Source organism: Streptosporangium sp. NPDC048886 (genome assembly GCF_055586905.1).
In genome coordinates this window covers 1-20451 of sequence record NZ_JBVJHH010000013.1, presented here as the reverse complement: position 1 = coordinate 20451, position 20451 = coordinate 1, and the positions used below count along the sequence as shown (strand labels likewise).

Sequence of the window (20451 nt, the reverse complement as noted above, 5' to 3'; positions counted from 1 at the left end):
TTCGACGGAGTGTGTGAAATCGGCAAGGTCGAGCCCGGCCTCGGCAGCGAGGGGCGATGTTGAGAACCGCACTCAAAGATTAGAAGTTGATCAGTAATCCTGGGCCGCCGGCGGGTTCTCTGTGACCAAGGGCTGTTCCCGCTCGCCGCGCCGCAGTTCGGCGTTCTCCCGCTCCAGTTCGCGGATGCGGGCGCGTTCCGGGCCGGTCAGCGGCGGTTCGGCCTCAGGGGTCAGGGTCTTGTGCAGGTTGACCCAGCTGCCGAGGGTCGTGGGATTCACCTCGAACTCGCGGGCCATCGAGGCGACCGTGCGGGGCCGGCCAGCACCATGCGGACGGCTTCCTCTTTGAACTCCGGCGAGAACTGCCTGCGACGTCTGGTCGTGTACCTGTCTCTTCCAGACTCTCTGTCAGGTTATGTCCCTGATTGTCAGGAAACCGTAGGGCACCTCACCACGTCACTCGGTGGCAAGCCGATGGGGGCCATCCCGCACCGAACCTCGAAAGCCCGGAAGGGACGCACCCATCATGCCAAGCACCCACGCGGTCGCCGGACTCATAACCCGGCTCCACGACCCCCAATACGCCTGCTGGGCCTCCCAGATCCGCCGGGCCGGCGGCTGCCGACAGCCCATCCACCTCCGCGGCCACGTCCACCACGTCGACCCCACCACCGGCCAACGCCTCCACAGCTACACCACTGCCACCGAACCGGACGGCATCCTGCGCCTCCCCTGCAATACCCGCCGCGCGACCCGCTGCCCGTCCTGCGCCGAGACCTACCGGGCCGACACCTACCAACTCATCCGCCTCATCCGCGCCGGCCTCGTCGGCGGCAAGGGCGTCCCGGCCTCGATCACCGCCCACCCCTGCCTGTTCATCACCCTCACCGCCCCATCCTTCGGTACCGTCCACACCCGGCGGGAGAAGAACGGGACGGTCCTTCCCTGTCACGCCTGGCGGGATGCCGCCACCTGCCCGCCCGGCACGGTGCCGACGAGTCCTGTCTCGGGGAGCCGCTGTGCCCGGACTGCTACGACTACTCCGGCAGCGTGCTGTTCAATGCGCTCGCTCCCCAGCTGTGGAAGTACGTCACCGACGCTCTGCGCCGCCGCGTCGCCAAAACCGCGGGCCTGACTCTGCGGGAGCTGCGCGAGCAGGTCACCATCTCCTTCGCCAAGGTCGCCGAATACCAAAAGCGCGGCGTCGTCCACTTCCACGCCGTCGTCCGCCTCGACGGTCCCGACGGGCCCACCTCACCGCCTCCGGCCTGGGCAACGGCCGAGATGCTGACGCACGCCGTACAACACGCCGCTCAAGCAGTGACCGCCACCATCCCCGCCACAGATGCCGAACCCGCGCGCGTCCTGCGCTGGGGACGACAGCTCGACATCCGCGAGATCACCATGGACGGTGAGCTGTCGGATCAGGCCGTGGCCGGCTACATCGCCAAGTACGCCACCAAGGCCGCCGAATGCGTCGGCACCCTGGACCGGCGCATCAACCCTCTCGACGACCTCCAAGCCTTCGGCCTCCGCGACCACCCCCGCCGTCTCATCGCCGAATGCCTGCGCCTGGGCGAACTCGACGAGCTGGCCGACCTCCACCTTGCCCAGTGGGCCCACATGCTGGGCTTTCGCGGCCACTTCTCCACCCGCTCCCGGCACTACTCCACCACCATGGGCTCCATCCGCGACGAGCGTCGTGACTTCGCCCGCACCGAAGAGATCACCACCGGCCGTCTGCCCCTGTTCGACGACGACACCGTCCTCGTGATCGCCACCTGGGAGTACGCAGGCAAGGGCTTCTCCGCCGGTGACGCCCTCCTCGCCGCCGCGCTGACCGGAAAACCTCTACCTGCGCCTCCAACGCTCGGGGGAGGCGCCTGATGCCTCGACGTGACGACAAGCTCCTCACCCTGCCCGAAGTGCTCACCGAGCTGAACGGAGTCTCTCGCCGCACCTTCTACCGGTGGCGTGAGCTAGGCAAGGCACCGGTCTGCATCCAGTACCCCAATGACGAGCTGCGTGTCCGGCGCAGCGACCTCGAAGCGTGGCTCGACTCGCTGCGGGAGGCGTCGTGACCGTCACCTATGAAGTGCGCATCTGGGAAGTCCGCCGGAACCAGTCCAGCAAGGCACCATCCTTCGAAGCGCGTTGGAAGGCCGGCACCAAGTCACGGTCCAAGACCTTCCGGACCAAGGCGCTGGCCGAGAACTTCCTGTCCGACCTCCGCCAGGCAGCGAGGAAGGGGGAGGCGTTCGACATCGCCACCGGGTTGCCGGTCTTGATGCTGGCGGCGGACTCTGAGCCTTCGGGGCCGTCTGTCATGCATTTCGCGCAGTCGTATGTGGTCGGCCGGTGGCGGAGGACAGCTCCGCGGACGCGGGAGACCGAGGCGTACGCGCTGCTGTCGTTGATCCCGGCGCTGGTGGCCGACGTTCCGGACCGACCGGAGGACGACGAACTGCGACAGGTGCTACGTAACCACGTGCTGCTTCCCGAGAGCCGGCGGGGGACGCTGACCCGCGCGCAGACCATGGCGCTGCGCTGGCTGGAGAAGGCGTCCCTTCCGCTGGCGGATCTTCAGGAGGCACGCGTCGTCCGGACCGCACTCGATGCCATCTCGGTCACCTTCGACGGCAAGGAAGCCGCAGCCAACACCGTACGGCGGAAGCGGGCGATCCTTCACCACCTCCTGGAGCTGGCAGTGGAACAGAAGGTGTTCGCGACCAACCCATTGCACGAGATCAAGTGGAAGCCACCCAAGGCCGTCACCGTCGTCGACCCCCGTACGGTGATCAATCCGGCCCAGGCGAAGCAGCTCTTGGCCGCCGTGCCCAAGGTCGGCCGTACTCGGGGCGTCCGGCTCAAGGCCCTGTTCGCCTGCATCTACTACGCGGGTCTGCGCCCGGAGGAGGCTGCGGACCTTCGCCTGAGGAACTGCACTCTGCCCGAATCGGGATGGGGCCAGATCATCCTGGAGAGGGCGCGACCGCAGGCGAACAAGCGATGGACCAACTCGGGGGAGACCCATGAGTCGCGCAGTCTCAAGCACCGGGCGACGAAGGAAACCAGGGAGATTCCCATCCCGCCTGCCCTGGTCGCCATCCTTCGCGAACACATCGACGCCTACGGCACCGAGGACGACGGCCGGCTCTTCCGGACCACCAAGGGAAGTTCCTACTCCAGCTCGGCATGCTCCTACGTCTGGCAGGAAGCGCGAGCGCTCGTCTTCACCGATGAGCAGGTGAGGTCGCCGCTCGCCGCCCGGCCCTACGACCTGCGACACGCCGCCCTGTCCCTCTGGCTCAACGCGGGCGTACCGGCCACCGAGGTGGCCAAGCGAGCCGGGCACAGCGTGGAGGTCCTTCACCGGGTGTACGCCAAGTGCATGGAAGGACAGCAGGAACGGATGAACGGGAAGATCAGCAGCGCTCTCGATGGGTGATCGACACAGATGCTCGTCTCGGGCCCTGGTACAAGCCGGGGCCTTCTTCATTGAGGGCTTCGTCAAGGTTCGGCAGGCGCCCCCGTGGGGATGGCCCAGCGGCCTGCCGCACCTTGAGGAGTGGGTTGGTCAGTTGCCTTGGGGCGGGCCGAGCGGGGCCTCGGTGCTGTCGACCAGCTCGCAGTCGGCCACGGGCCCGTTGGAGACGCGCGCCCGGATGGCGGCGATTATCCCCCCCTGATTCTCGGAGACGCTGAACTCCAGCACCGCGACCTGGTCGTCCTTGACGATCTTGGGGTCGATCGTGAAGCCTCGCCCCCAGTTCTCCGGTACCGAGACGCTGAGGGGAGCGTCCTCCTTGGACAGGAAGCTCTCGCTGCGGGGCTGCGGGCTGCACTGCTTGCCCATGGGAACGTAGTCCACGACCGCGTTGAGACCCATGTCCCGCAGATCTGCCTGCAGGCTTTTAGGGTCCTTGGCCTCGTTGATGGTGATGAGGATGGTGCCGTCGTCATTCTGGGAGACGGCGTAGGCCGCGCCGCCGCCCAGAGCCAGCGGGGCGGCGATCGCCACGGCAGCGGCGGCGGCCAGCACTGGGGCCAGGACGGCAGGGCGCAGCAGCCGCCACTTCGCCTTGGCTGGCTGAGCGTCCTGGTGAATCTCGGTCATCACGAACTCCTTGAGCTGCCGGTGCCGGTCCCGCGGGAGTTCGGGCTCCACCTGAGACGGCAGCAGCCGGGCCAGCTCTTCTCGCTCGCCTGCGTTCATCGGTACTCCTCCCTTGTGAACCGGACCGCGGTATCGCGGTCACCTCTTACCTGTCGTGACGGCCGAGGCGGTTCCCTTTCAGCCGCGAATTTCTCCAGTTTTCTTCGCGCCCGGGACAGCCGGGACCGGACCGTGCCCACCGAGATGCCGAGCGCCTCGGCCGCCTCGGCGTAGCCGAGGCCCGCCCCGACGACCAGCGCGAACACCTCCTGCTCCTGGCGGCGCAGCCTGCCGTAGACCCGTCGGATCGCAGCCAGCCGCTCGGCGTCGTCGATGCGCCCTACCACCTCGTCGGCGAGGTCCGGGACCTCCTCGCTTCTGGGCATCCGGGTCAGGGCGTCGTTGTATCGGCGGGCGGCCCGCCGGGTATTGCGCGCGACGTTGGTGGCGATGCCCAGCAACCACGGCCGCAGGGAGCCGTCGTTGGCGTCGATGCGGTGCCGCAGCCGCCAGGCCTCCAGGAAGGTCAGGGACGTCACATCCTCGGCGGTCGACCAGTTGCCCGTCAGCCGGAAGGCATGGCCGTACACCGATCGGGCGAACTCATCGAAGAGCTGCTCGAACGCCTCTGTATCCCCGTCACGTATCCGGGCACGTATTGACATGTCCACACACAGGGACTGTCCACAGCGCCACCTGGGTTCCCGAAAAGCACAAAGAAGAAGTCCGGCGGTAGTGACGGCTACAACTTGCAGGACGAGCAGTGGGAAGTCCGCCGGTTCTTCGTCCGCGACTCGAATGGCCGCGTGGTCAACATCCTGGGGCATCGATGACCACAAAGATCCGGCAGCAGTATTAGCTGATGTGCGGCACAGCCCTGCCAGCCAGGAAGTGGCCGATCCGCAGCCGCATTGACCGGTCCACCGCCAGCGTCTCGACCTCCTCGCGTGGCACCCAACGGACTTCGCGAGATTCGTCGCCTGGTGTCGGCTCGCCCTCGACGGCGCGACCGGTGAGCACGATGGAGAACTCCTGGCGAGCCTCGCCGTTGGAGGTGTAGAGGATGACGTGCCGAGGATCGGTGTAGGTGCCGATCAGGCCGGTGATCTCACACCTGATTCCGGTCTCCTCCAGTGTCTCGCGGATCGCAGCCCCGGGAAGGGACTCGCCCAGGTCGATCGCGCCGCCGGGCAGGGCCAACTGCTGCCATCAGTGCGGCGAATCATCAGGATGTCCCCGGCATCGTTGGTGACCACGACATTCACCGAGGGGACAAGGGCGTTGGGTGTGGGCGCCTCGGGGTCGTCGTAGAAGTCCAGCCGGTGGGCCATGGGGCAGAACTCTACTGGTGTAGCACCGGCCTGGACGGCTCTGAAACTGTCGGCGTAGGTCGCGACCAGCCGCTGCCCATCACCTTGGGCGTTGGAGGCGAGGTGATGTCGGAGGCTTGACCGGCACACCGTTCTTCCAGGATCTTGGCCGGGTGACTTGCGGCCCTGGTGAGGGAGACGCTCCGTCAAAAGGCGTCTCTGGCTCTGACAAGGTCGTGTCGGCTGTTCCTCGGCGGCGACTCTTGATAGCGGTGATGGTTACGGTGGTTGCCGTCGTCCTGTGTGTGGTGGCGACGGGTTTCTTGCTCCAGGAACGGCCGTCCCTCACCGTCCTGCCCCCGCCCGACGGGCCTTGGCCGGAGACGCTCTTCTCCGTCTGGCTCTGTCCGGACAAGAAGGGAGAAGGCGAGGGCGCCGAGAAATGCCGGAGCGGAGTCACCGACCGGCAGCGGCGAGCGGTCGAGACGGCGATCCGCGGAGTGCCCGGTGTCGAGAAGTTCATGTTTGTGAGTGCCGAAGAGGCGGCCAGGCAGACGGCCGAGCAGTTCGGTGAGGAGGGTCTCCTCACCGAGGAGGAGGCTCCACCGTCGTTCGACGGCCACCTGCGGAACGTCGGGGATGAGGACGCGACGCGTCCCCTGATGGACGGCCTGCGAGCGGCTGTTGAGGACCTGCCTGGCGTGGTGTCAGTGAACTTCTCCACCGAGCACCTCTTCTGGGACGGAAAATCGGATCTGTCGGTCCAGCTCTGCGGGGAGGGCTTGGAGCAGGAACCGCCCTGTACGGGGCGGGGACGGCCCACCGGGCAGGAGCGAGAGGCGATCGAGGCGGTGCTCGCGACGGTCGACGGGATCGACAAGGTCTATTTCCAGGAGGCCGAGCACACGCGCAAGGTCGCCGAGTACATGCTGGGCGAGCCGCCCGCCCTTCATGAGGTGGTCGAGAGCTACGAGATCAAGATTACCGACAGGCGGGCGGTGGACGCGGTCAAGTCGGTGCTCCGGAATGTTTCAGGAGTAGGCAAGGTCGTGGTGCGGTAGTCCGGCCTCCGGGGCGGCCGGGAGAATTCAGGGTGGAGAGGGTTCTGGCGCAGTAGATATTTGTTCGGCTCTAGCAGAGGCTCATCCTTGTCCGCTGCCCGATAGACCTACTGTGATGCGTCACGCGGTCACAGCAGAGAGATAGGCAGAACGGGTATATATCTCAATCCTGCCAGTCGTCTGGGCATAGTTCGGGCCTTTCTTCATTGAGACTAGTTACCCCTGGAAGTGCAGCGCGAGCTCGGCAAACCTGTACCCGTTCAATGCTGCGAACAGGAGATAGGTGATCCACGCCGCCCTGTGTCGTCGCAGGATCAGGACCACGACTGTGAAGAGGAACAAGCTGGTCCCTGAGCAAAGAAGGGCGAAAAGCACCGAGTCCGGATCGCTGAATTCCGGCATCTCCAGGTCCCAGCTGTAGCTGGTCGGTATGAAGCTGATGAGCATCGCGAACAGCGCCAGGATGAAGATGCCGGCACTCATCAGGGCCACAGCAACCTTTTGTGAGCCGCGGTCGTGCGCGTCAAGGTTGCCCTGTCTCTCTGGGGCTTCGCTGCTCATGACAGAACCTCCTATGTTCCACCGGGTATCCGGTGGTTCTCTAAAAGATCATTCACCGGCGGCGCGCAGGATGTCCATCGCGTAGATCACATCGGCGACCACATGGTTCGAGGAATGCTCATGACCGGCCCAGGTTTCGCGGTCGATCCAGACCGTTCGTAGGCCGGCCGCCTGCCCTCCACCGATGTCCGCGACGAGGTGGTCTCCGACCATCCAGCCCCCGCCGGCGAGACTCGTACCGCACCGCTTGGCAGCGATCTCGAACAGGTCAACGTCGGGCTTGCGGATGTCCTCGACGCCCGAGAGTGCGTAGCCGTCGACGGCATCGGCCAGTCCCGTCCGCTGGATCTTGCCGAGCTGGTTGTCCGCTGTCCCGTTCGTAACGATCCCGACCCGCCGTCCGGACGCGCGTAGCTCTGTCAGTGCGGCTATGACCTCGGGACGACACCCGACAAGATGGGGCATCCGGCGGCGGTACGCGGTCCACAGATCCGCTGCCGAAGCGGATAGCTTGAACCGCTCGCGCACCTTGGCGAAGAACAACTCACGGTGGGGCAGGCCGTTACGGTCCAGCTTGACCAGGTGGTCGATGGCCTTCCGGCTGAGTCGATGCTCTTCGGCGAACTCATGAGCCCACAGTAGGAAGGCGGCGTCCAGGTCGATGAGTGTGTTGTCCAGGTCGAAGAGCGCCAATCGCTGCACGGTGCCCGATCTTAGGCGGGGCCGACTTCGCCCTGCAGGCCCGTGCTCCGGCCGCCGGCCGGTGCTGTGGGATCGGTGACTGCGGCCCGCTCAGAGGAGAGGTGACCTGCGGAAACACTCCAAGATCCATCCCACGCATATCCCACAGCCGCTGACATACGGCTGCCTACGCTGGCACACGGCTGCGCAGAGCTGGATGGCGATCGGAAAGATATGCCCAGGTCAAGGGCGTGATCGCTGGTCGAGAGAGTGCCCCCGGCATGATTCGAACATGCGACACCCGCTTTAGGAGAGCGGTGTCCGTACGGCTGTTTCACGTGGCGTGAGCTGCGCGAGCACCTCAGGCGGCCTACGCCCATTACAAGATCATCTCGTACATGTCCCGCATCCGCCGAGGTCGGCCACCACGTCACCCGGTGGCAAGGTCCGGCGAAGGAGGGCCACCGTAGCTGATCGCCCTGCCCCTGTATGGCGCGAACCAAACCGGCGATCGTCACGGGCTGACCCCTGAGTACCTGATCCGTAGCCAGTTCGAGATCGTTCACGGACGTCCACCGCCGTCAGAAACCTGCTCAGTGTCCCTTTGGCTTGATCAGCTTCCAGGGGCGTACCCGACGTTAGCAGGATTGATCGGGCCGACGGCCACCCCGAGACGGCATGCCGGTGTGGCCGCTCGGTGATCAACCGGCCCACTGGACCACGGGTACGAACTTGCCCCAGAACTTCCCGCCGACCAAGGCTTAAGAGTTGAGAAAGTTCCATGCCGTCATACACAACGTCACCGTTGCGACGAACGCTGCGCCCGAACTCGCAAGGATGCTGATTGTCCCAGCGCCAGCCAGGTGAAACAGAAAAGCAGTCCCAGCCGCAACAAGCACGGAAGCGACGAGAATGATCGCCAGCCAGACAGGCCGGCTCGAAGAGTGGTGGTTCTCTGACACTGGAGCTGCCCCTTCGTCCTAGATGAGGGACGCCATGGCCGTGAGCATGGCGTTCTAACGGATAGCTCGTTTCCTCGGATCCGCCCCAACCAGCGTCGGCGCTGGCATCACAGACAGTCGCATAAAGAAAAACCCCAGGTCAAACGACTGTGAGCACGCTTGTGCTGTATCAACAGAGCGATCGTAATGGATGGGCAAGGAAGCCCTGCTGTAAGGCTCCAGTTGCTACACAGGACTACTTAGGAGCCTTTACTGGATAGGGTAGGTAGCTCCAGGACCCCCGAACCCCCGGTACCCCCGCACCCCCCGTTTCTCCAGTGCAAAGGTCTAGAAGATGCCCACCCTCGAGTCCCACACTGAGGCTCGCCGTCTCCTCGCCCGTGCAGCAGAGAGGTCCCAGCGTTCGAACGTCGCGTATTCCCTCGAATTCGTCAGGTCACTGAACCTGTCGCCAAACGAACCCATGTCTGCCCCACCACTTGCCCAGCTGATTCAAGGAGGACGCGGAGGGCAGGTGAGATTGCAGCTCTATCTACTGTTCACTATGAGTGCGACACAGCGTCCATTTGACATCCGGAATCCGCCAACACCTATGACTCTAGCCCGTACTCTAGACCTACCGCCCTCCACTGGACCAAGGCGCATCAATAACAACATGAGATGGCTGGCACAACACGGCTTTATCGAGCTGACCAAGCGTCCCGGATTGACATCCTCGATTCAGTTGCTCTCTCTCCAGGGGGATGGCGCCCCCTTGACTGATCCACGCGCGGGAGAGCGATACATAACCATACCGATCACATTTTGGTCACGCGGCTGGCTTCTTGAGTTATCGCCTACAGGAATAGCTGTATTTTTCGCTCTAACTGAAGCCCTTGGAGGGTATAGCGAACCAAGGTATCTCCTAAGAGATCGGCGAGAGAGTTACGGCCTCTCTCATGACACGTGGACCCGTGGGCAACGTGAGCTAGAACAGCTCGGGCTACTCAAGGTTAATCGCGCACCCCAAGGTAACGATTATGACTACTACCGGCTACGAAATACTTATTGGATTGACACGGATTGGCTAAACATGCCACCACCTGAATTTTAAAACCCCGCACCTAGCGCCACCAGCCAGGCTATTTGGCTGTAGATGGATCGCGACTGGGGCAAGCGAAAGAATGACTATTGTCTAATCAGTTCGCCAAACTAGAGAGGTCGAAATAATCCCGGACCCTTCGGAAGAAGACCTCATGCCGGGGATGGCCAGCCCTGTCGGGAATAATGCAATCGCCTTGCGGGCCGTATGAAAGATACGCCCGAGGCCGCCCCGCGTCTCACGGAACGCGGAGCGGAACAGGGACATTCAGAAGATCACCTCTGCCCCGAAGAGGACACGGGGAAATCTTGCCGAGGGCAGAGTTTCCCCTGCCCAAAGCCCTACTTCAGCAGTTGCCTGGCCATGACGAGGCGCTGGATCTGGTTGGTGCCCTTGTAGATCTGGGTGATCTCCGGGACCGGATCCGGTCACCTGGGGAAACGGCTCGATCATGCCAGTGAACAGGGATTACGCCTGTGGCCGTCTCGCGTCACTTCTCACTGATTTCGGCGCTCCCACGGAACAGTGACGGAACACGGCGCCTCATCGGTCAGGTGGCCACGCTCGATCGACCCGCAGGTTCATCGGGCACAGACGACCCAACTCCTCGGAGAACTCCCGCTCGCCGATCTCATATGGCGCGAACTCATCGAGATCCAACTGAGCGTAGGTCAAGCCGCCGTACCGGTCCTCGTCGTGTTCCGCGTCGTAGGCGATCACCGTACCGTTGGCGTAGACCTCGACTTGCGCATGGGCGTACCCCTCGTCGTCGAGCGCCAGATAGAACGTGGACGTTCCCCAGCTCGCGTACTGATCCCCACGATCCTCGCCCCACCCTCGCCGGAAGTACCTCACCCCATCAGCGTCCTTTCCGAACCGCCTTACCCTGGCAGGAGACGAGAGGGTACGCATGAGTGCAGAAGCATGGCATTGGCTCCGGCCACGGCTCATGCTCGGGTAGAGGCTACCGGGAACCATCCTGCCCACTCCATGGCCTGCCGGAGTGACCGGGATATTCGCAGACCTCCGCCTCCCCGGGACCGGCTTCGCGGGTGTCGTCCTCCTGCCATACGACGCCGACCGGCAGAGCTCGTCGCGACCGTGCGCGCCGCCGCCCAGCTGAGAAACCGGGCCGGCACCCCATAGACCGACGAGACCAGGCCCGCGATTGGCGGGTGGCGGGCCTGGTCGTTGTCGGACCCGGATGGGATCGTGAGGGTGTTCTCCTGACTCCGTGGTTCGCCGAGGAGGAAATGTGTCCCCCCATGAGGAGCGCCTAACGCCCGCCAGCCGCGTTGTCGTGCTGGTGTCCGGTCTAGTGGTGTTGGGCCTAGCTATCGCCGGCGTCATCACCTACGACCAGCGTGTGGCCGGCTTCGCTTCCGCCCCCTCCACGGACGTCATGTTCGGGCACATCAGCTCGGTGATAACCATCACGGGGACGGCGTTCGCTGCAGTGCACATGTTCATGTGTGCCAGGTCAGGTGCCCGGCCTTCCCTTGCGGTATACATCGCCGCCGCGATTCTCGGCGTGGTGCCCTTGTTCGTCCGGCCGTGATGCGCCCTGAGCTAGAGACGTTCAACGGTGAGGGCTATGGAACGACGGGGAGGAATATGGCCTGGTCGGTCCCGTCCCGTCGCGGCACTCCGATGGAACCGGACAACCTCCGGCGGAGCTGGGGGAGCGATTCGCAAGGCCTCCGGCCTCGGCAGCATGCGCTTTCACGACCTTCGCCACACCTGCGTCACCCTGCTGCTCAACCTCGGCGTTCCGCCCCAGGTCGTACGCGACATCGTTGGCCACAGCGACATTGAAGTGACCATGACCATCTACGCCCGCGTCTCCCTCGATGACAAGCGTTCGGCACTCACCAAGCTTGGTAGCGCTCTCACTTGATCGTCTCGATGCCAGCGCCTCAGTCGAAACAGGTTGAGGCGCTGATCGTTTATGGTGAAACTTGTTCTATGGAATCTGATGAGTCTCCGCAACGAGTCTGGCCGAATGTAAACAGCGATCTTTTTCGGGAGGTCGCCCACCAGACCGCGACCACCGCATTCCCGTTGTATCGACGTTCGGCCACAGACCCATGGTTCGGACATGTGGAAGGTTTCCGGCTCGCAGCTAGCGCCATCCTAAAAGAGGTCGAAACCGGAAATCCGAATCAAGACAGCATGGTTCTCCCGTTCTTGGTCTGCTGGCGTCACTACGTCGAGCTCCATCTCAAGTCTCTGATCAACCAGGTTCAGTTCGAGCTTGGACTACCCGTCGAGGTGCCGAAGACCCACCGGCTCGACAGGTTGTGGCGCGAGGCCGCCGCCCTTATCGACCAGTCAGAGGCATTCGGCGACGACGAGACCCAGGGTCACGTAGGCCGCCTCATACTCCAACTTCACGAAATGGATCCGACAGGACAGGAAGCTCGATACCCGATCAACACCAAGGGTTCCTTCACTCTCGAAGGTCTGTGGTCTCTGGACATGCGAGCGTTCCACAACGAGATGGAGGGTATCGCTGGGTATCTCAAGGGCTCAGAGATCGGCATCGACGAGCACTTCCGCTTCCTCTGAGAAGTGGCCGAAGAGTGGTGACGTTGCTATCAGCGTTGCTGTCACCGGAGATCAAAAATACCCCGGACATGACTGACTATGGGCCTTTTTGCTGCCTAAACTAGTTAGTCAGGGGTGGGGGCGAACCGCCGACCTTCCGCTTTTCAGGCGGAACGATCACCCTGCTCCGCCCAATCGATACGAGGTCAGAGGGCTGTGGACGACTGTCGCCGTGTGCTCGCGGTGGCCGACGTTGTCGTCACCGTTGTCGTCAGCCCCACCTCGCATAGCCTGCGGTGGAGGCTCAAAGCATTCAGAGACTCCGTGGTGTCAGCACCACCAGCTCAGGCCAGCCGCGGAAGTGCTCACGAGTACTTCGTAGTCATCGCCGTACTCCTCTCCCGTCGCATCCTCAAACTGCACAAAGAGCTCGACGTTCCTTCCTTCGACGGACTTGGTGAAGCAGTACACCCCTTCACCGTCATCCTCAGGAGGGGGCGTCCACCCGTTCTTGAGCGCGATGTCTTGGTAGAAGGACAGCACGTCGGCTCGCGGGCCCGAGGGACGGTAGGTCTGCCAGATGGTTGTGATCCGGTCGTCCTCCTCACAAGAGCTGTCGCGTCCCTCCTGCGGTGTGGCGCTTGCCGGACGAACGTCGAGGATGCCGAGAGAGTCGACGAGCCGGTCATCGTCAGCATCGCACCCATAGTTCAGCACGAAGAAAGCGGCGGGAACAAGCAGAGCACCGCCCCACACAGCAGCGGCCACAAGCACCGCGATCGTCGAGCGCTTCATGATCAGTAGCTTAGTGCGCTCGCACATTCACCCAACAGGGACGCTGTAGCCGTCTCTGGATGCAGCACGGTCGTAGTTCCACTTATGGCCACTTCATTACGAGTGAGAACGAAAACGTCCTCAAGTGTCCATGTCCCTCCGACAACCCATGTCGCGCGTCACCATGAGGGTCCGGTCATCCACGAGCGTCCATGATCACCCAAGGCCGTTGTTAACATCCGGGTCACGAAGCAAAATCGCTATACCCGAGCGCCTTGGCGTTGATGGACTTGTCCCCCCGCCCAAATCGCTGCTGTATCCATCGTTTCGCTCTGCACCACCTGGATCTTGGGATCTCAGCATCGGAATCGTCGCCGGGATGCCACGCGCAGGGACTCATCATGATCCAGTTGGCAGTAGCGGCCTGGATTTGTGCCAGGATCTCGACGGCTTTCATAATCTTGTCTCGCGCATCACCTTCTGAAGTGCTTGTGCCGTGGCGAAGTTCGACAAGGGCGTCGGTGGCTATCACAGTTCTGCGATGAACCCACTCCGCATAGCGGCGATGCCTGCGGCTGTTGCCGTATATCGCAGCCATCTTGGCCGCCCAAAAAAGGAACTGGTTGCCAGCTTTACGCAGCTCGTTCACGTCGCTGTCGGGATCGAGCGCCGTGAACGTGGCATCGATCGCGTTCATGAACTCGATAGCGAGCGCCGTTCGTCGCTCTTCTCTGCGTGCTCGCCTGTCAAACCAGATCACGGTCAAGGCGACGATCAGGGCTACTACCGCACCGAGTAGCGCGCCTCCGAAGTCGCTCAGCCACACGTCGCGAGTCGGGTCCCAGTCGTCCGGCACTTTCACGTAGATTGTTGGAGGTGGACTCGGCTGGGCGGTAACAAACTCAGTCTCTGTCACCGTCACGTGAGGGGAAGGCCCGGGGGTTGGCGAGATCACAGCGTCCAGTCTCTCTGAAGTGCCACGACAGTGGACCACATGAGTGAACGATCACGCCTCTGAGCTTCCCCCGCAGGACGGACGATGAGCGCGGCCGCGCAGATCACCATGGTCCGCACCATCGAGCAGATCCTCGGGATCTAGCCGATGAAGCTAGAAGGACAGCGCGGCCACCCCGATGGCCATGGCCTTCACCGACAAGCCGGACTTCACCCCGTTCAATTCGGTGCCAAACCGGACCTCGTTGACCGACGGCCTCAAGACCCAGCCGTCCTACGGTCCGGGCGTCCCGGCCCCGGCCTGCCCAGGCGGTTGCGGCCACGACGACTGCCACCCTGCCAATGGCGCAGCAGGGCGGCGGCAGAGTGGAGGCCTGGGCGGTGAAGCAGGACCTCACTGGGGCGGACACCAAGCCGGACTCCGCCAGCCTGACGCAGATGGATCGCCTGACCTGGTGCGAGGCACAACTGGACCCTGCCGTCCCCGGGAGGGGGTGATCCACGCCCCGAACGACGTACCCGGCGCCTACTTGTCGTTCGCCGAGAACGACGGCTGACGACGGACGATCGACGGCGGCGGCCCCGGGACCCGGTGCCACCACCGGCATGTCGGCGTCCCGTACTCCTCGCGGGCCCGGCCCAGCCGCCCGCCATGGGATGATCAGTTCAGTTGAAGGCGCCGGCCCGCGGGGGACAGCATGAGTGACGGCACCGGACATCTGTCCAAGCTCGTCTGGTCGGTGGCTGACCTGCTGCGCGGCGACTTCAAGCCTTCTGAGTACGGGCGGGTGATCCTGCCGTTCACGGTGCTGCGCCGACTGGACTGCCTGCTGGCCCCGACACGGCAGGCGGTGCTCGACGAGGCCGAGCGCACCGACGGCGGGCAGGAGTGGGAGCAGCGCCTGACGGCCGCCTCGGGTTGGCCCTTTTACAACTCCAGCCGATTCTCCATGGAGAGCGTGCTCAGCGATCCGGAGAACGCCGACCGGGTGCTCCTGGCCTATGTCAACGGGTACTCCCGCAACGTCAGGGAACTGCTGGACGGTTTCGAGTTCGAGTGGACAACCACCCGCCTGTACCAAGCCCGGCTCCTTCACCACGTCGTCGCGCAGTTCATCTCGATCGACCTGGGGCAGATGATCAACGACGTCCACATGGAGAGCCTCTTTGAGGAGCTCGTCCGGCGGTCCGCAGAGAGCGGCCACGAGACGAGCTGGGAGCACTACACTCCCCGGGACGTCGCCCACCTGATGGCTGGCTTCCTCATCTCCTCCGACTCGGACCTCCTGACGTCTCCGCACGCCGTCCACACCATCCTGGACCCGACCTGCGGGACAGCTGGCCTGCTGACCGAGGCAGCCTCGTATATCGCATCGATGAACCCACGGGCGGACGTCACGCTGTACGGCCAGGAGATCAACCGGGATTCATGGGCGGTCTCCCGCGCCACCATGATGATCAGCGGCCGCCGGTCCTCGACGATCGCCTTCGGGAATGTCCTCGCCGAGGACGGGCACCAGGGTGCCGCCTTCGACTACCTTCTCGCTAATCCGCCGTTCGGCGTCGACTGGAAGAAGAGCGAGTACGCGGTTCGTTCGGAGCACGAGCAGCTCGGCTTCGTGGGCCGCTTCGGGGCCGGTCTTCCCCGGATCAACGACGGCTCACTGCTCTTCCTGCAGCACATGCTGGCAAAGATGAAGCCGGTGAGCGCCTCGGGTGAGGGCGGTAGCCGGATCGCGGTCATCTTCAACGGCTCCCCGATGTACGCCGGGGGCGCGGGGTCTGGCGAATCGGACATCCGGCGGTGGATCGTGGAGAACGACTGGCTCGAGGCTGTGGTCGCGCTGCCTGACCACCTCTTCCACACCACCGGCATCAGCACCTACCTGTGGGTCCTCAGCAACCGCAAGCCGGTACAGCGCAGGGGCCAGGTGCTGCTGCTGAACGCTCAGGACCAGTACCAGCGGATGCGCCGCTCCATCGGCTCGAAGCGCAACTACATCACGTCGGACCAGATCACCGAGATTACCGAGCTCTACCTGGACACCCTGTCCGCCGGCCCCGCCCAGCAGCCGGACGACCGGGTCCGTCTCGTCTCCACCCACGAACTGATGTACCAGCGCGTCACGATCGAACGACCGCTGCGGCTCCGGTACGAGCTGTCTGAGGAGGTCCTGACCCGGCTCGCTGAATCGCGCATGATGCAGAAGACCGGTGATCCCGCCGCCCTGGTGGCCGCCCTGCGTCCGCTGGTCGGCTCGAAGTGGGCGAGGGGCCAGGACGCCGTCACGGCGCTGCGCCGGGCGGTCGCCTCGGCCAGCGTGAACTGGCCGAGGGGGAAGGCCTTCGAGGCGGCAGTCCGCAAGGTCGTCGGCGTGCGCGACGGCGACGGAGAGCCGCAGCGGACCGGCGAGGCGTACGAGCCGGATCCCGAACTGCGAGAGTTCGTCCACCTGCCGCTGCAGGCGGATCCGAGCGACCACCTCCGACGCGAAGTGCTCCCGAGCGCTCCGGACGCCTGGATCGACGACAGCAGGACGCGGGTGGGCTGCGAGATCCCACCTGCGCTCTTCTACCGGCCGGAACTCGACAGCGACTTCGAACTGCTGCGCAACCTCGCCCAGTTGGAGACCACCCGGGTCAACCCGCCGCAGCGCGGCGAGGAGCAGCGAGACGGCGCCGACCGGCCCAAGCACCTGCGTGCCCAGGACCTCCACGAGGCGGACTCGGCCGTCGAGCTCCCCGACGCGCCGGAGGGTGGGGCGCCACTGACCTTGTGCGCGGGTGGGATGCTCGTCGGACGGCCGGGCAACTGGCGACTGCTGCCGCAGGGCTTCGGCGAGGCGGCGACCTCCCTCTTCGTGCTGCAGCCGCTGCGCGGCAGCGGCCAGGCGCTCTGCGAGTGGTTGAACTCCCGCAAGGACAACGGCCAGTACCCCAGCGCCCGCGATCTGCTGGACACGCATGTCCCCGTCGACTTGGTGACCGACAGCGAGGTGGAGAGCCTCTTGGAGACAGTGCAGGAGGGGCGGCGCGCACTGCGGACCACGATGTCGGGAATCCTGCCCAACGTCTTCGGCAGCGGCGAGCGGGACGTCCAGGGCGTTCGGAACGAGATTAGGTTTGCCGCCCACGAGGCTGGCCTGATCGGCGAACTCGTGCGGCCGCTGGACGACCCGATCTGGCGCGCCGAGTGGAGCTTTCCGCACCACGTCGCCGCGCTGTCCCGTCAGTACCGGGTCAGCACGCACCCGGCGGAACGGAAGGACGGACTGCTCAAGCTGGGCGAGGGCCTGGCCCGGGTGCTGGGCGTGCTGGCGCTCACCGAGCTCGCAGCGTCGAACGGCTTCTCCAGCAACCTGCGCAAGCAGTTCCGGACCGGTGCCACCTTCGGCACCTGGCTCTGGCTCCTCGACCGGCTGGAGGCCGAGGGCATCGTGCCACGCGTCCAACAGCTCGCGACCGTGCGCGACCGTGACGACGCACGCGCCCTGCTGGGCCACATCAAGGACTTCAGGAACACCTCGCACCACGCCCACGGTGTCCGCGCCAGTCACCAACTGGCAGAGGACGTCGAGCGGTTGGAACCGCACGTGGTGCGGGCGATCAGCGCGGTCAGCTGGCTCTCCGGGACACACTGGGACTGGGTAGAGCGGTGCGAGTACCTCGACGAGGGCTCGTACCGGATCGTCGGGCTCCGGCTGCGGGGCAGCCATCCGAGCTGGGAGCCGTTCGAGCGGTCGAGTACCCAGCCGCTGCGGCCCGACCGCATCTACGTGGGCAGCGTCCCGTACGGGGCTCCGGTCGATCTCTGGCCGTTCGCCGTCGTCAGCCTGTGCGACGAGTGCCGCACCCGGGAGCTCTTCCTGCTCAACCAGGTCCGAGACGACCAACTAACGCTCCGCAGCTTGGAGGAGCATTTGCTGGAAATCACGTACGGCGCACCCGAGTAGCGGCGGGCGAGACTGAGCGACCTGGCTCGGCTGCACCGGGTGCGGGACCGGAGCGATCGGGAGTACGCCGAGCCGCTGAGTGTGGAGGCGCTGGCCCGCGAGGTTAACACATCCGCAGGGCACCTGAGCCGTCAGTTCTGGCAGGCCTAGTAGTGCTTTGTTAGGTCAGCCTGTTGTGACTGGCCGGTGTCACCGTGTGATGGTTCGCTGCGGGTGTGCCCCCCGAACAGCTCGCGCATACCCGGCAGCGGCTGGAAGCGTTCGCCGCTGAGATCTTCACCCCCTTGGCCCGCCGCGATCAGCGGGCCAAGGGCCTGACCTACCTGCGCGGCCTGCTACTGGACGGCCGCCGCAAGTCGTTGAAGACCGGCCTGGGGCTGGACCATTTCGAGGGCCGGTCCTGGACCGGTTGGCACCGGCACGTCACGTTGGTGACCGCTGCGCATCTGTTCTGCACCAAACTGCGCTTGAGTTGCCCAAAAGCGACTGGGGCGGCCTGACGCTTTAAGCGGTCCTCCGGGAACTGCAGACGCTGCTGGCCACCTGGGAAGGCCGATGCCCGACCTGTCACCAGCGACCGCCCTAACCACCTAACAAAGCACTACTAGAGCGCTCCAATTCATCAAGTTGGAGCGCTTCTTTTTTAGGGAAACCAGGCAAGCGAAGCTAGAAGGGAGGCTCATCCGAAAACTGCCTTGCCTCCGGCCATACGGAACTCGGCAATGGCAGATTCGTCACAACAAAGAGGTTAAGTATATCCTCCCGATCCATGAACATGATCTGGCTCCGCTTTGAAGCATCCAGATGATTACCAAGCCAATTTCGCGCCGCCTTCGTGATCTCTCCGCCAGCAACAATGAAAGCGTGATCGACTAGAACACGCCTGCCAATCTCAGGGTCGAATATTTCATGGCCAAGCATCATCAACGCCTGATTATGAATTTCCGCGATATTAGCATTGCCAGACCTGCCCATCCCGGAGGAGTCAAGCTTCCCCTTCTTGGCCTGGATCCCAAAATAGAGAACATGCTGAGTAGGTAGAACGTACTTCATCCACACGTCCTTCCCATACTCAAGCGCCTTGTCCCTGTGGCCGGCCGCCGTGATGCGATGGAACCCCAGTTGCCGAAAGAGCGGGAGGAGGACCTCCTCGATCAACGCATCCTCGGATGCAGCCTCAAGGTATGCGAGCAATTGGTCGCGTCGCTTGATCTCCGCCTCCGAAAAAGGGCGATGCGGACTGGGAGGCGGCGCAGCAATGGAGTTTGTTGCGACGTGACGCAGATAGCACTGCTTGTCTTCGCCGTAGAATGCTTGAAATCCTTCACGCTGAAGCGCAGCGTTCAGGAGAGCCAGAGCCCCAGGACGGTGCGCCTCTTCGTTTGTAGCGTCTTCTTGATCCATAAGCCTGCGAATTACGCGCAGGAAGGTTTCAGGCAAGGCATTTACGCTTGAGCGCGGCTCAGCAAGTATCTCGGCAAGAACATCAGACACCCACCACTTACGCGTTGACCCGTCATGCCGATATTCCGTGTCGATATCCTGGAAAAACTCGGTCAGATAGAAGCTGCTCCGGTAAACGAAGAACTGCTCTGCATCAGGAGCGTTTCCGCAGATCATGTCCGCTATCTGCCCGATAGTCTTTTTCCTGAACTCCACGACAACCCCTTTGCATCAGGCGGCACACGAACACCTAGAGCACACATCAAGATCAAGGCCGAGGTCCACCCCTTGCGTCCCAGTCAGCTCCAGACGCCGTGGTCAAGATAGCTGAGAGGTCCGACAGATTGAGATCGCGAACCAGCGAAGCTGAGAGACCACAACCTCAGCACTCAGGATGGGAACGTTGCTGTCACTGAAGATCAAAAAAGCCCCGAACGATAATCGCTCGGGGCGTTTGTGCTGCTCAGTTGCTGTGGTCAGGGGCGGGGTCGAACCGCCGACCTTCCGCTTTTCAGGCGGAGCAATCACCCTGCTCGCCTGAACGAGGCCGCGGTCAGACGGGTGCAGACGGTGGCGCAGACGCGTCTGGATGTGGGGACGTTGCTGTCAGCGCTGCTGTCACCTCAACCACGGTCACCCGATGGCAAGGCCCGACGTAGGAGGGCCTTGCCGGCGATCGCCCCAGCCCTTATGGCGGGCGCCGAAGTGTGCGATCGTCACGGCCTCAGCCACCACGCTGTCTCTGATCCGTAGTCTGATCACGGCCATCCACCGGCGTCCGCCTCATCCCGCCGCCCTGGTCGACGGCCACTCGCACAGCCCGCCAGTCCACACATATCCACGTCCGTGCGGGCCCGTTGTTAGCAACCGTGTTACTGAGCCTGAAAGGCTGAAGTTACAGCGGTTCGAGGAGCAGGCCGGTCTGGGCGATGAAGCCGTCGAGCAGCGCAGGACGGTACTGCATCCGT

15 protein-coding genes, 1 tRNA gene and 6 pseudogenes are annotated in these 20451 nt (G+C 63.9%); 11 read left to right on the top strand and 11 right to left on the bottom strand.

The genetic code is table 11. The features are described 5' to 3' along the window. Positions 1 to 90: 90 nt before the first annotated feature. Positions 91 to 300: pseudogene (locus ACZ6R6_RS17785) on the bottom strand (transposase); the annotation flags it as partial. Positions 301 to 526: 226 nt separating this feature from the next. Between ACZ6R6_RS17785 and ACZ6R6_RS17780 the strand changes: the two are divergent. The 3 genes and pseudogenes from ACZ6R6_RS17780 to ACZ6R6_RS17770 all read left to right on the top strand — a co-directional run bounded on the left by ACZ6R6_RS17780 (position 527) and on the right by ACZ6R6_RS17770 (position 3448). Further along, a pseudogene (locus ACZ6R6_RS17780) lies at positions 527 to 1887 on the top strand (replication initiator). After that, on the top strand, positions 1887 to 2081 hold the full coding sequence (locus tag ACZ6R6_RS17775) for a helix-turn-helix transcriptional regulator (protein WP_355575959.1): 195 nt from the start codon (positions 1887 to 1889) through the stop codon (positions 2079 to 2081). Before ACZ6R6_RS17780 ends, ACZ6R6_RS17775 begins: the two are co-directional and overlap by 1 nt. Beyond that, the gene (locus ACZ6R6_RS17770) at positions 2078 to 3448 is read left to right on the top strand and encodes a tyrosine-type recombinase/integrase (RefSeq protein WP_470094560.1); all 1371 of its coding nucleotides are present in this window, start codon (positions 2078 to 2080) and stop codon (positions 3446 to 3448) included. The genes ACZ6R6_RS17775 and ACZ6R6_RS17770 overlap by 4 nt, the downstream gene beginning before the upstream one ends. A gap of 129 nt (positions 3449 to 3577) precedes the next feature. On the opposite strand, the gene ACZ6R6_RS17765 is transcribed toward ACZ6R6_RS17770, so the two are convergent. After that, the gene (locus tag ACZ6R6_RS17765; protein ID WP_470094558.1) at positions 3578 to 4216 is read right to left on the bottom strand and encodes a hypothetical protein; all 639 of its coding nucleotides are present in this window, start codon (positions 4214 to 4216) and stop codon (positions 3578 to 3580) included. Next, positions 4213 to 4821, bottom strand: a complete 609-nt coding sequence (locus ACZ6R6_RS17760; protein ID WP_470094556.1) for an RNA polymerase sigma factor — start codon at positions 4819 to 4821, stop codon at positions 4213 to 4215. The genes ACZ6R6_RS17765 and ACZ6R6_RS17760 overlap by 4 nt, the downstream gene beginning before the upstream one ends. An 81-nt stretch (positions 4822 to 4902) precedes the next feature. Here ACZ6R6_RS17760 and ACZ6R6_RS17755 point away from each other — a divergent pair. Then, positions 4903 to 4989 (top strand): annotated as a pseudogene (locus ACZ6R6_RS17755) (VOC family protein); the annotation flags it as partial. A gap of 22 nt (positions 4990 to 5011) precedes the next feature. On the opposite strand, the pseudogene ACZ6R6_RS17750 reads toward ACZ6R6_RS17755, so the two are convergent. Then, positions 5012 to 5487, bottom strand: a pseudogene (locus ACZ6R6_RS17750) (NUDIX hydrolase). A gap of 116 nt (positions 5488 to 5603) precedes the next feature. On the opposite strand from ACZ6R6_RS17750, the gene ACZ6R6_RS17745 reads away from it, so the two are divergent. After that, positions 5604 to 6527 (top strand): permease-like cell division protein FtsX, encoded by a 924-nt coding sequence (locus tag ACZ6R6_RS17745; RefSeq protein ID WP_470094554.1) that lies wholly within the window; start codon positions 5604 to 5606, stop codon positions 6525 to 6527. 216 nt (positions 6528 to 6743) lie between these two features. Here ACZ6R6_RS17745 and ACZ6R6_RS17740 read toward each other — a convergent pair whose 3' ends face one another. From ACZ6R6_RS17740 to ACZ6R6_RS17730, 3 genes are all read right to left on the bottom strand, one after another. After that, positions 6744 to 7088, bottom strand: a complete 345-nt coding sequence (locus ACZ6R6_RS17740; protein ID WP_470094553.1) for a hypothetical protein — start codon at positions 7086 to 7088, stop codon at positions 6744 to 6746. A 48-nt stretch (positions 7089 to 7136) separates the two neighbouring features. Next, a complete protein-coding gene (locus ACZ6R6_RS17735) occupies positions 7137 to 7790 on the bottom strand; it encodes an HAD family hydrolase (protein ID WP_470094551.1) in 654 nt (217 codons plus the stop codon). 2565 nt (positions 7791 to 10355) lie between these two features. Next, a complete protein-coding gene (locus ACZ6R6_RS17730; RefSeq protein WP_470094549.1) occupies positions 10356 to 10667 on the bottom strand; it encodes a hypothetical protein in 312 nt (103 codons plus the stop codon). 400 nt (positions 10668 to 11067) lie between these two features. On the opposite strand from ACZ6R6_RS17730, the gene ACZ6R6_RS17725 reads away from it, so the two are divergent. The 3 genes from ACZ6R6_RS17725 (at position 11068) to ACZ6R6_RS17715 (ending at position 12380) form a co-directional block, all read left to right on the top strand. Next, complete coding sequence (locus tag ACZ6R6_RS17725) at positions 11068 to 11370, top strand: hypothetical protein (RefSeq protein ID WP_470094547.1); 303 nt, start codon at positions 11068 to 11070, stop codon at positions 11368 to 11370. Between the two features lie 156 nt (positions 11371 to 11526). After that, the gene (locus ACZ6R6_RS17720) at positions 11527 to 11709 is read left to right on the top strand and encodes a tyrosine-type recombinase/integrase (protein ID WP_470094545.1); all 183 of its coding nucleotides are present in this window, start codon (positions 11527 to 11529) and stop codon (positions 11707 to 11709) included. A 68-nt stretch (positions 11710 to 11777) separates the two neighbouring features. Further along, positions 11778 to 12380: a hypothetical protein gene (locus ACZ6R6_RS17715; protein WP_470094543.1), complete on the top strand. Its 603-nt coding sequence runs from the start codon at positions 11778 to 11780 to the stop codon at positions 12378 to 12380. 309 nt (positions 12381 to 12689) lie between these two features. Here the strand turns inward: ACZ6R6_RS17715 and ACZ6R6_RS17710 are convergent, their stop codons facing one another. Together ACZ6R6_RS17710 and ACZ6R6_RS17705 are read right to left on the bottom strand one after the other, a co-directional pair. Continuing rightward, a complete protein-coding gene (locus ACZ6R6_RS17710; protein ID WP_470094541.1) occupies positions 12690 to 13154 on the bottom strand; it encodes a hypothetical protein in 465 nt (154 codons plus the stop codon). 223 nt (positions 13155 to 13377) lie between these two features. Continuing rightward, on the bottom strand, positions 13378 to 13995 hold the full coding sequence (locus ACZ6R6_RS17705; protein ID WP_470094540.1) for a hypothetical protein: 618 nt from the start codon (positions 13993 to 13995) through the stop codon (positions 13378 to 13380). 790 nt (positions 13996 to 14785) lie between these two features. Between ACZ6R6_RS17705 and ACZ6R6_RS17700 the strand changes: the two genes are divergently transcribed. The 3 genes and pseudogenes from ACZ6R6_RS17700 to ACZ6R6_RS17690 all read left to right on the top strand — a co-directional run. Beyond that, positions 14786 to 18040, top strand: a complete 3255-nt coding sequence (locus ACZ6R6_RS17700) for a type I restriction-modification system subunit M (protein WP_470094538.1) — start codon at positions 14786 to 14788, stop codon at positions 18038 to 18040. Positions 18041 to 18052: 12 nt separating this feature from the next. Further along, positions 18053 to 18187, top strand: a pseudogene (locus tag ACZ6R6_RS17695) (AraC family transcriptional regulator); the annotation flags it as partial. 206 nt (positions 18188 to 18393) lie between these two features. Further along, a pseudogene (locus ACZ6R6_RS17690) lies at positions 18394 to 18540 on the top strand (IS701 family transposase); the annotation flags it as partial. Between the two features lie 166 nt (positions 18541 to 18706). Here ACZ6R6_RS17690 and ACZ6R6_RS17685 read toward each other — a convergent pair. Next, a complete protein-coding gene (locus ACZ6R6_RS17685; protein WP_470094536.1) occupies positions 18707 to 19699 on the bottom strand; it encodes a hypothetical protein in 993 nt (330 codons plus the stop codon). A gap of 257 nt (positions 19700 to 19956) precedes the next feature. After that, positions 19957 to 20026: transfer RNA gene (locus tag ACZ6R6_RS17680), tRNA-Phe, on the bottom strand. Between the last annotated feature and the right edge of the window lie 425 nt (positions 20027 to 20451).

Bases quoted from the DNA above. Each gene is read 5' to 3' on its own strand.
- ACZ6R6_RS17740 (WP_470094553.1), bottom strand. From the start codon at position 7,088: ATGAGCAGCGAAGCCCCAGAGAGACAGGGCAACCTTGACGCGCACGAC.
- ACZ6R6_RS17760 (WP_470094556.1), bottom strand. From the start codon at position 4,821: ATGTCAATACGTGCCCGGATACGTGACGGGGATACAGAGGCGTTCGAG.
- ACZ6R6_RS17775 (WP_355575959.1), top strand. From the start codon at position 1,887: ATGCCTCGACGTGACGACAAGCTCCTCACCCTGCCCGAAGTGCTCACC.
- ACZ6R6_RS17715 (WP_470094543.1), top strand. From the start codon at position 11,778: ATGGAATCTGATGAGTCTCCGCAACGAGTCTGGCCGAATGTAAACAGC.
- ACZ6R6_RS17710 (WP_470094541.1), bottom strand. From the start codon at position 13,154: ATGAAGCGCTCGACGATCGCGGTGCTTGTGGCCGCTGCTGTGTGGGGC.
- ACZ6R6_RS17765 (WP_470094558.1), bottom strand. From the start codon at position 4,216: ATGAACGCAGGCGAGCGAGAAGAGCTGGCCCGGCTGCTGCCGTCTCAG.
- ACZ6R6_RS17720 (WP_470094545.1), top strand. From the start codon at position 11,527: ATGCGCTTTCACGACCTTCGCCACACCTGCGTCACCCTGCTGCTCAAC.
- ACZ6R6_RS17700 (WP_470094538.1), top strand. From the start codon at position 14,786: ATGAGTGACGGCACCGGACATCTGTCCAAGCTCGTCTGGTCGGTGGCT.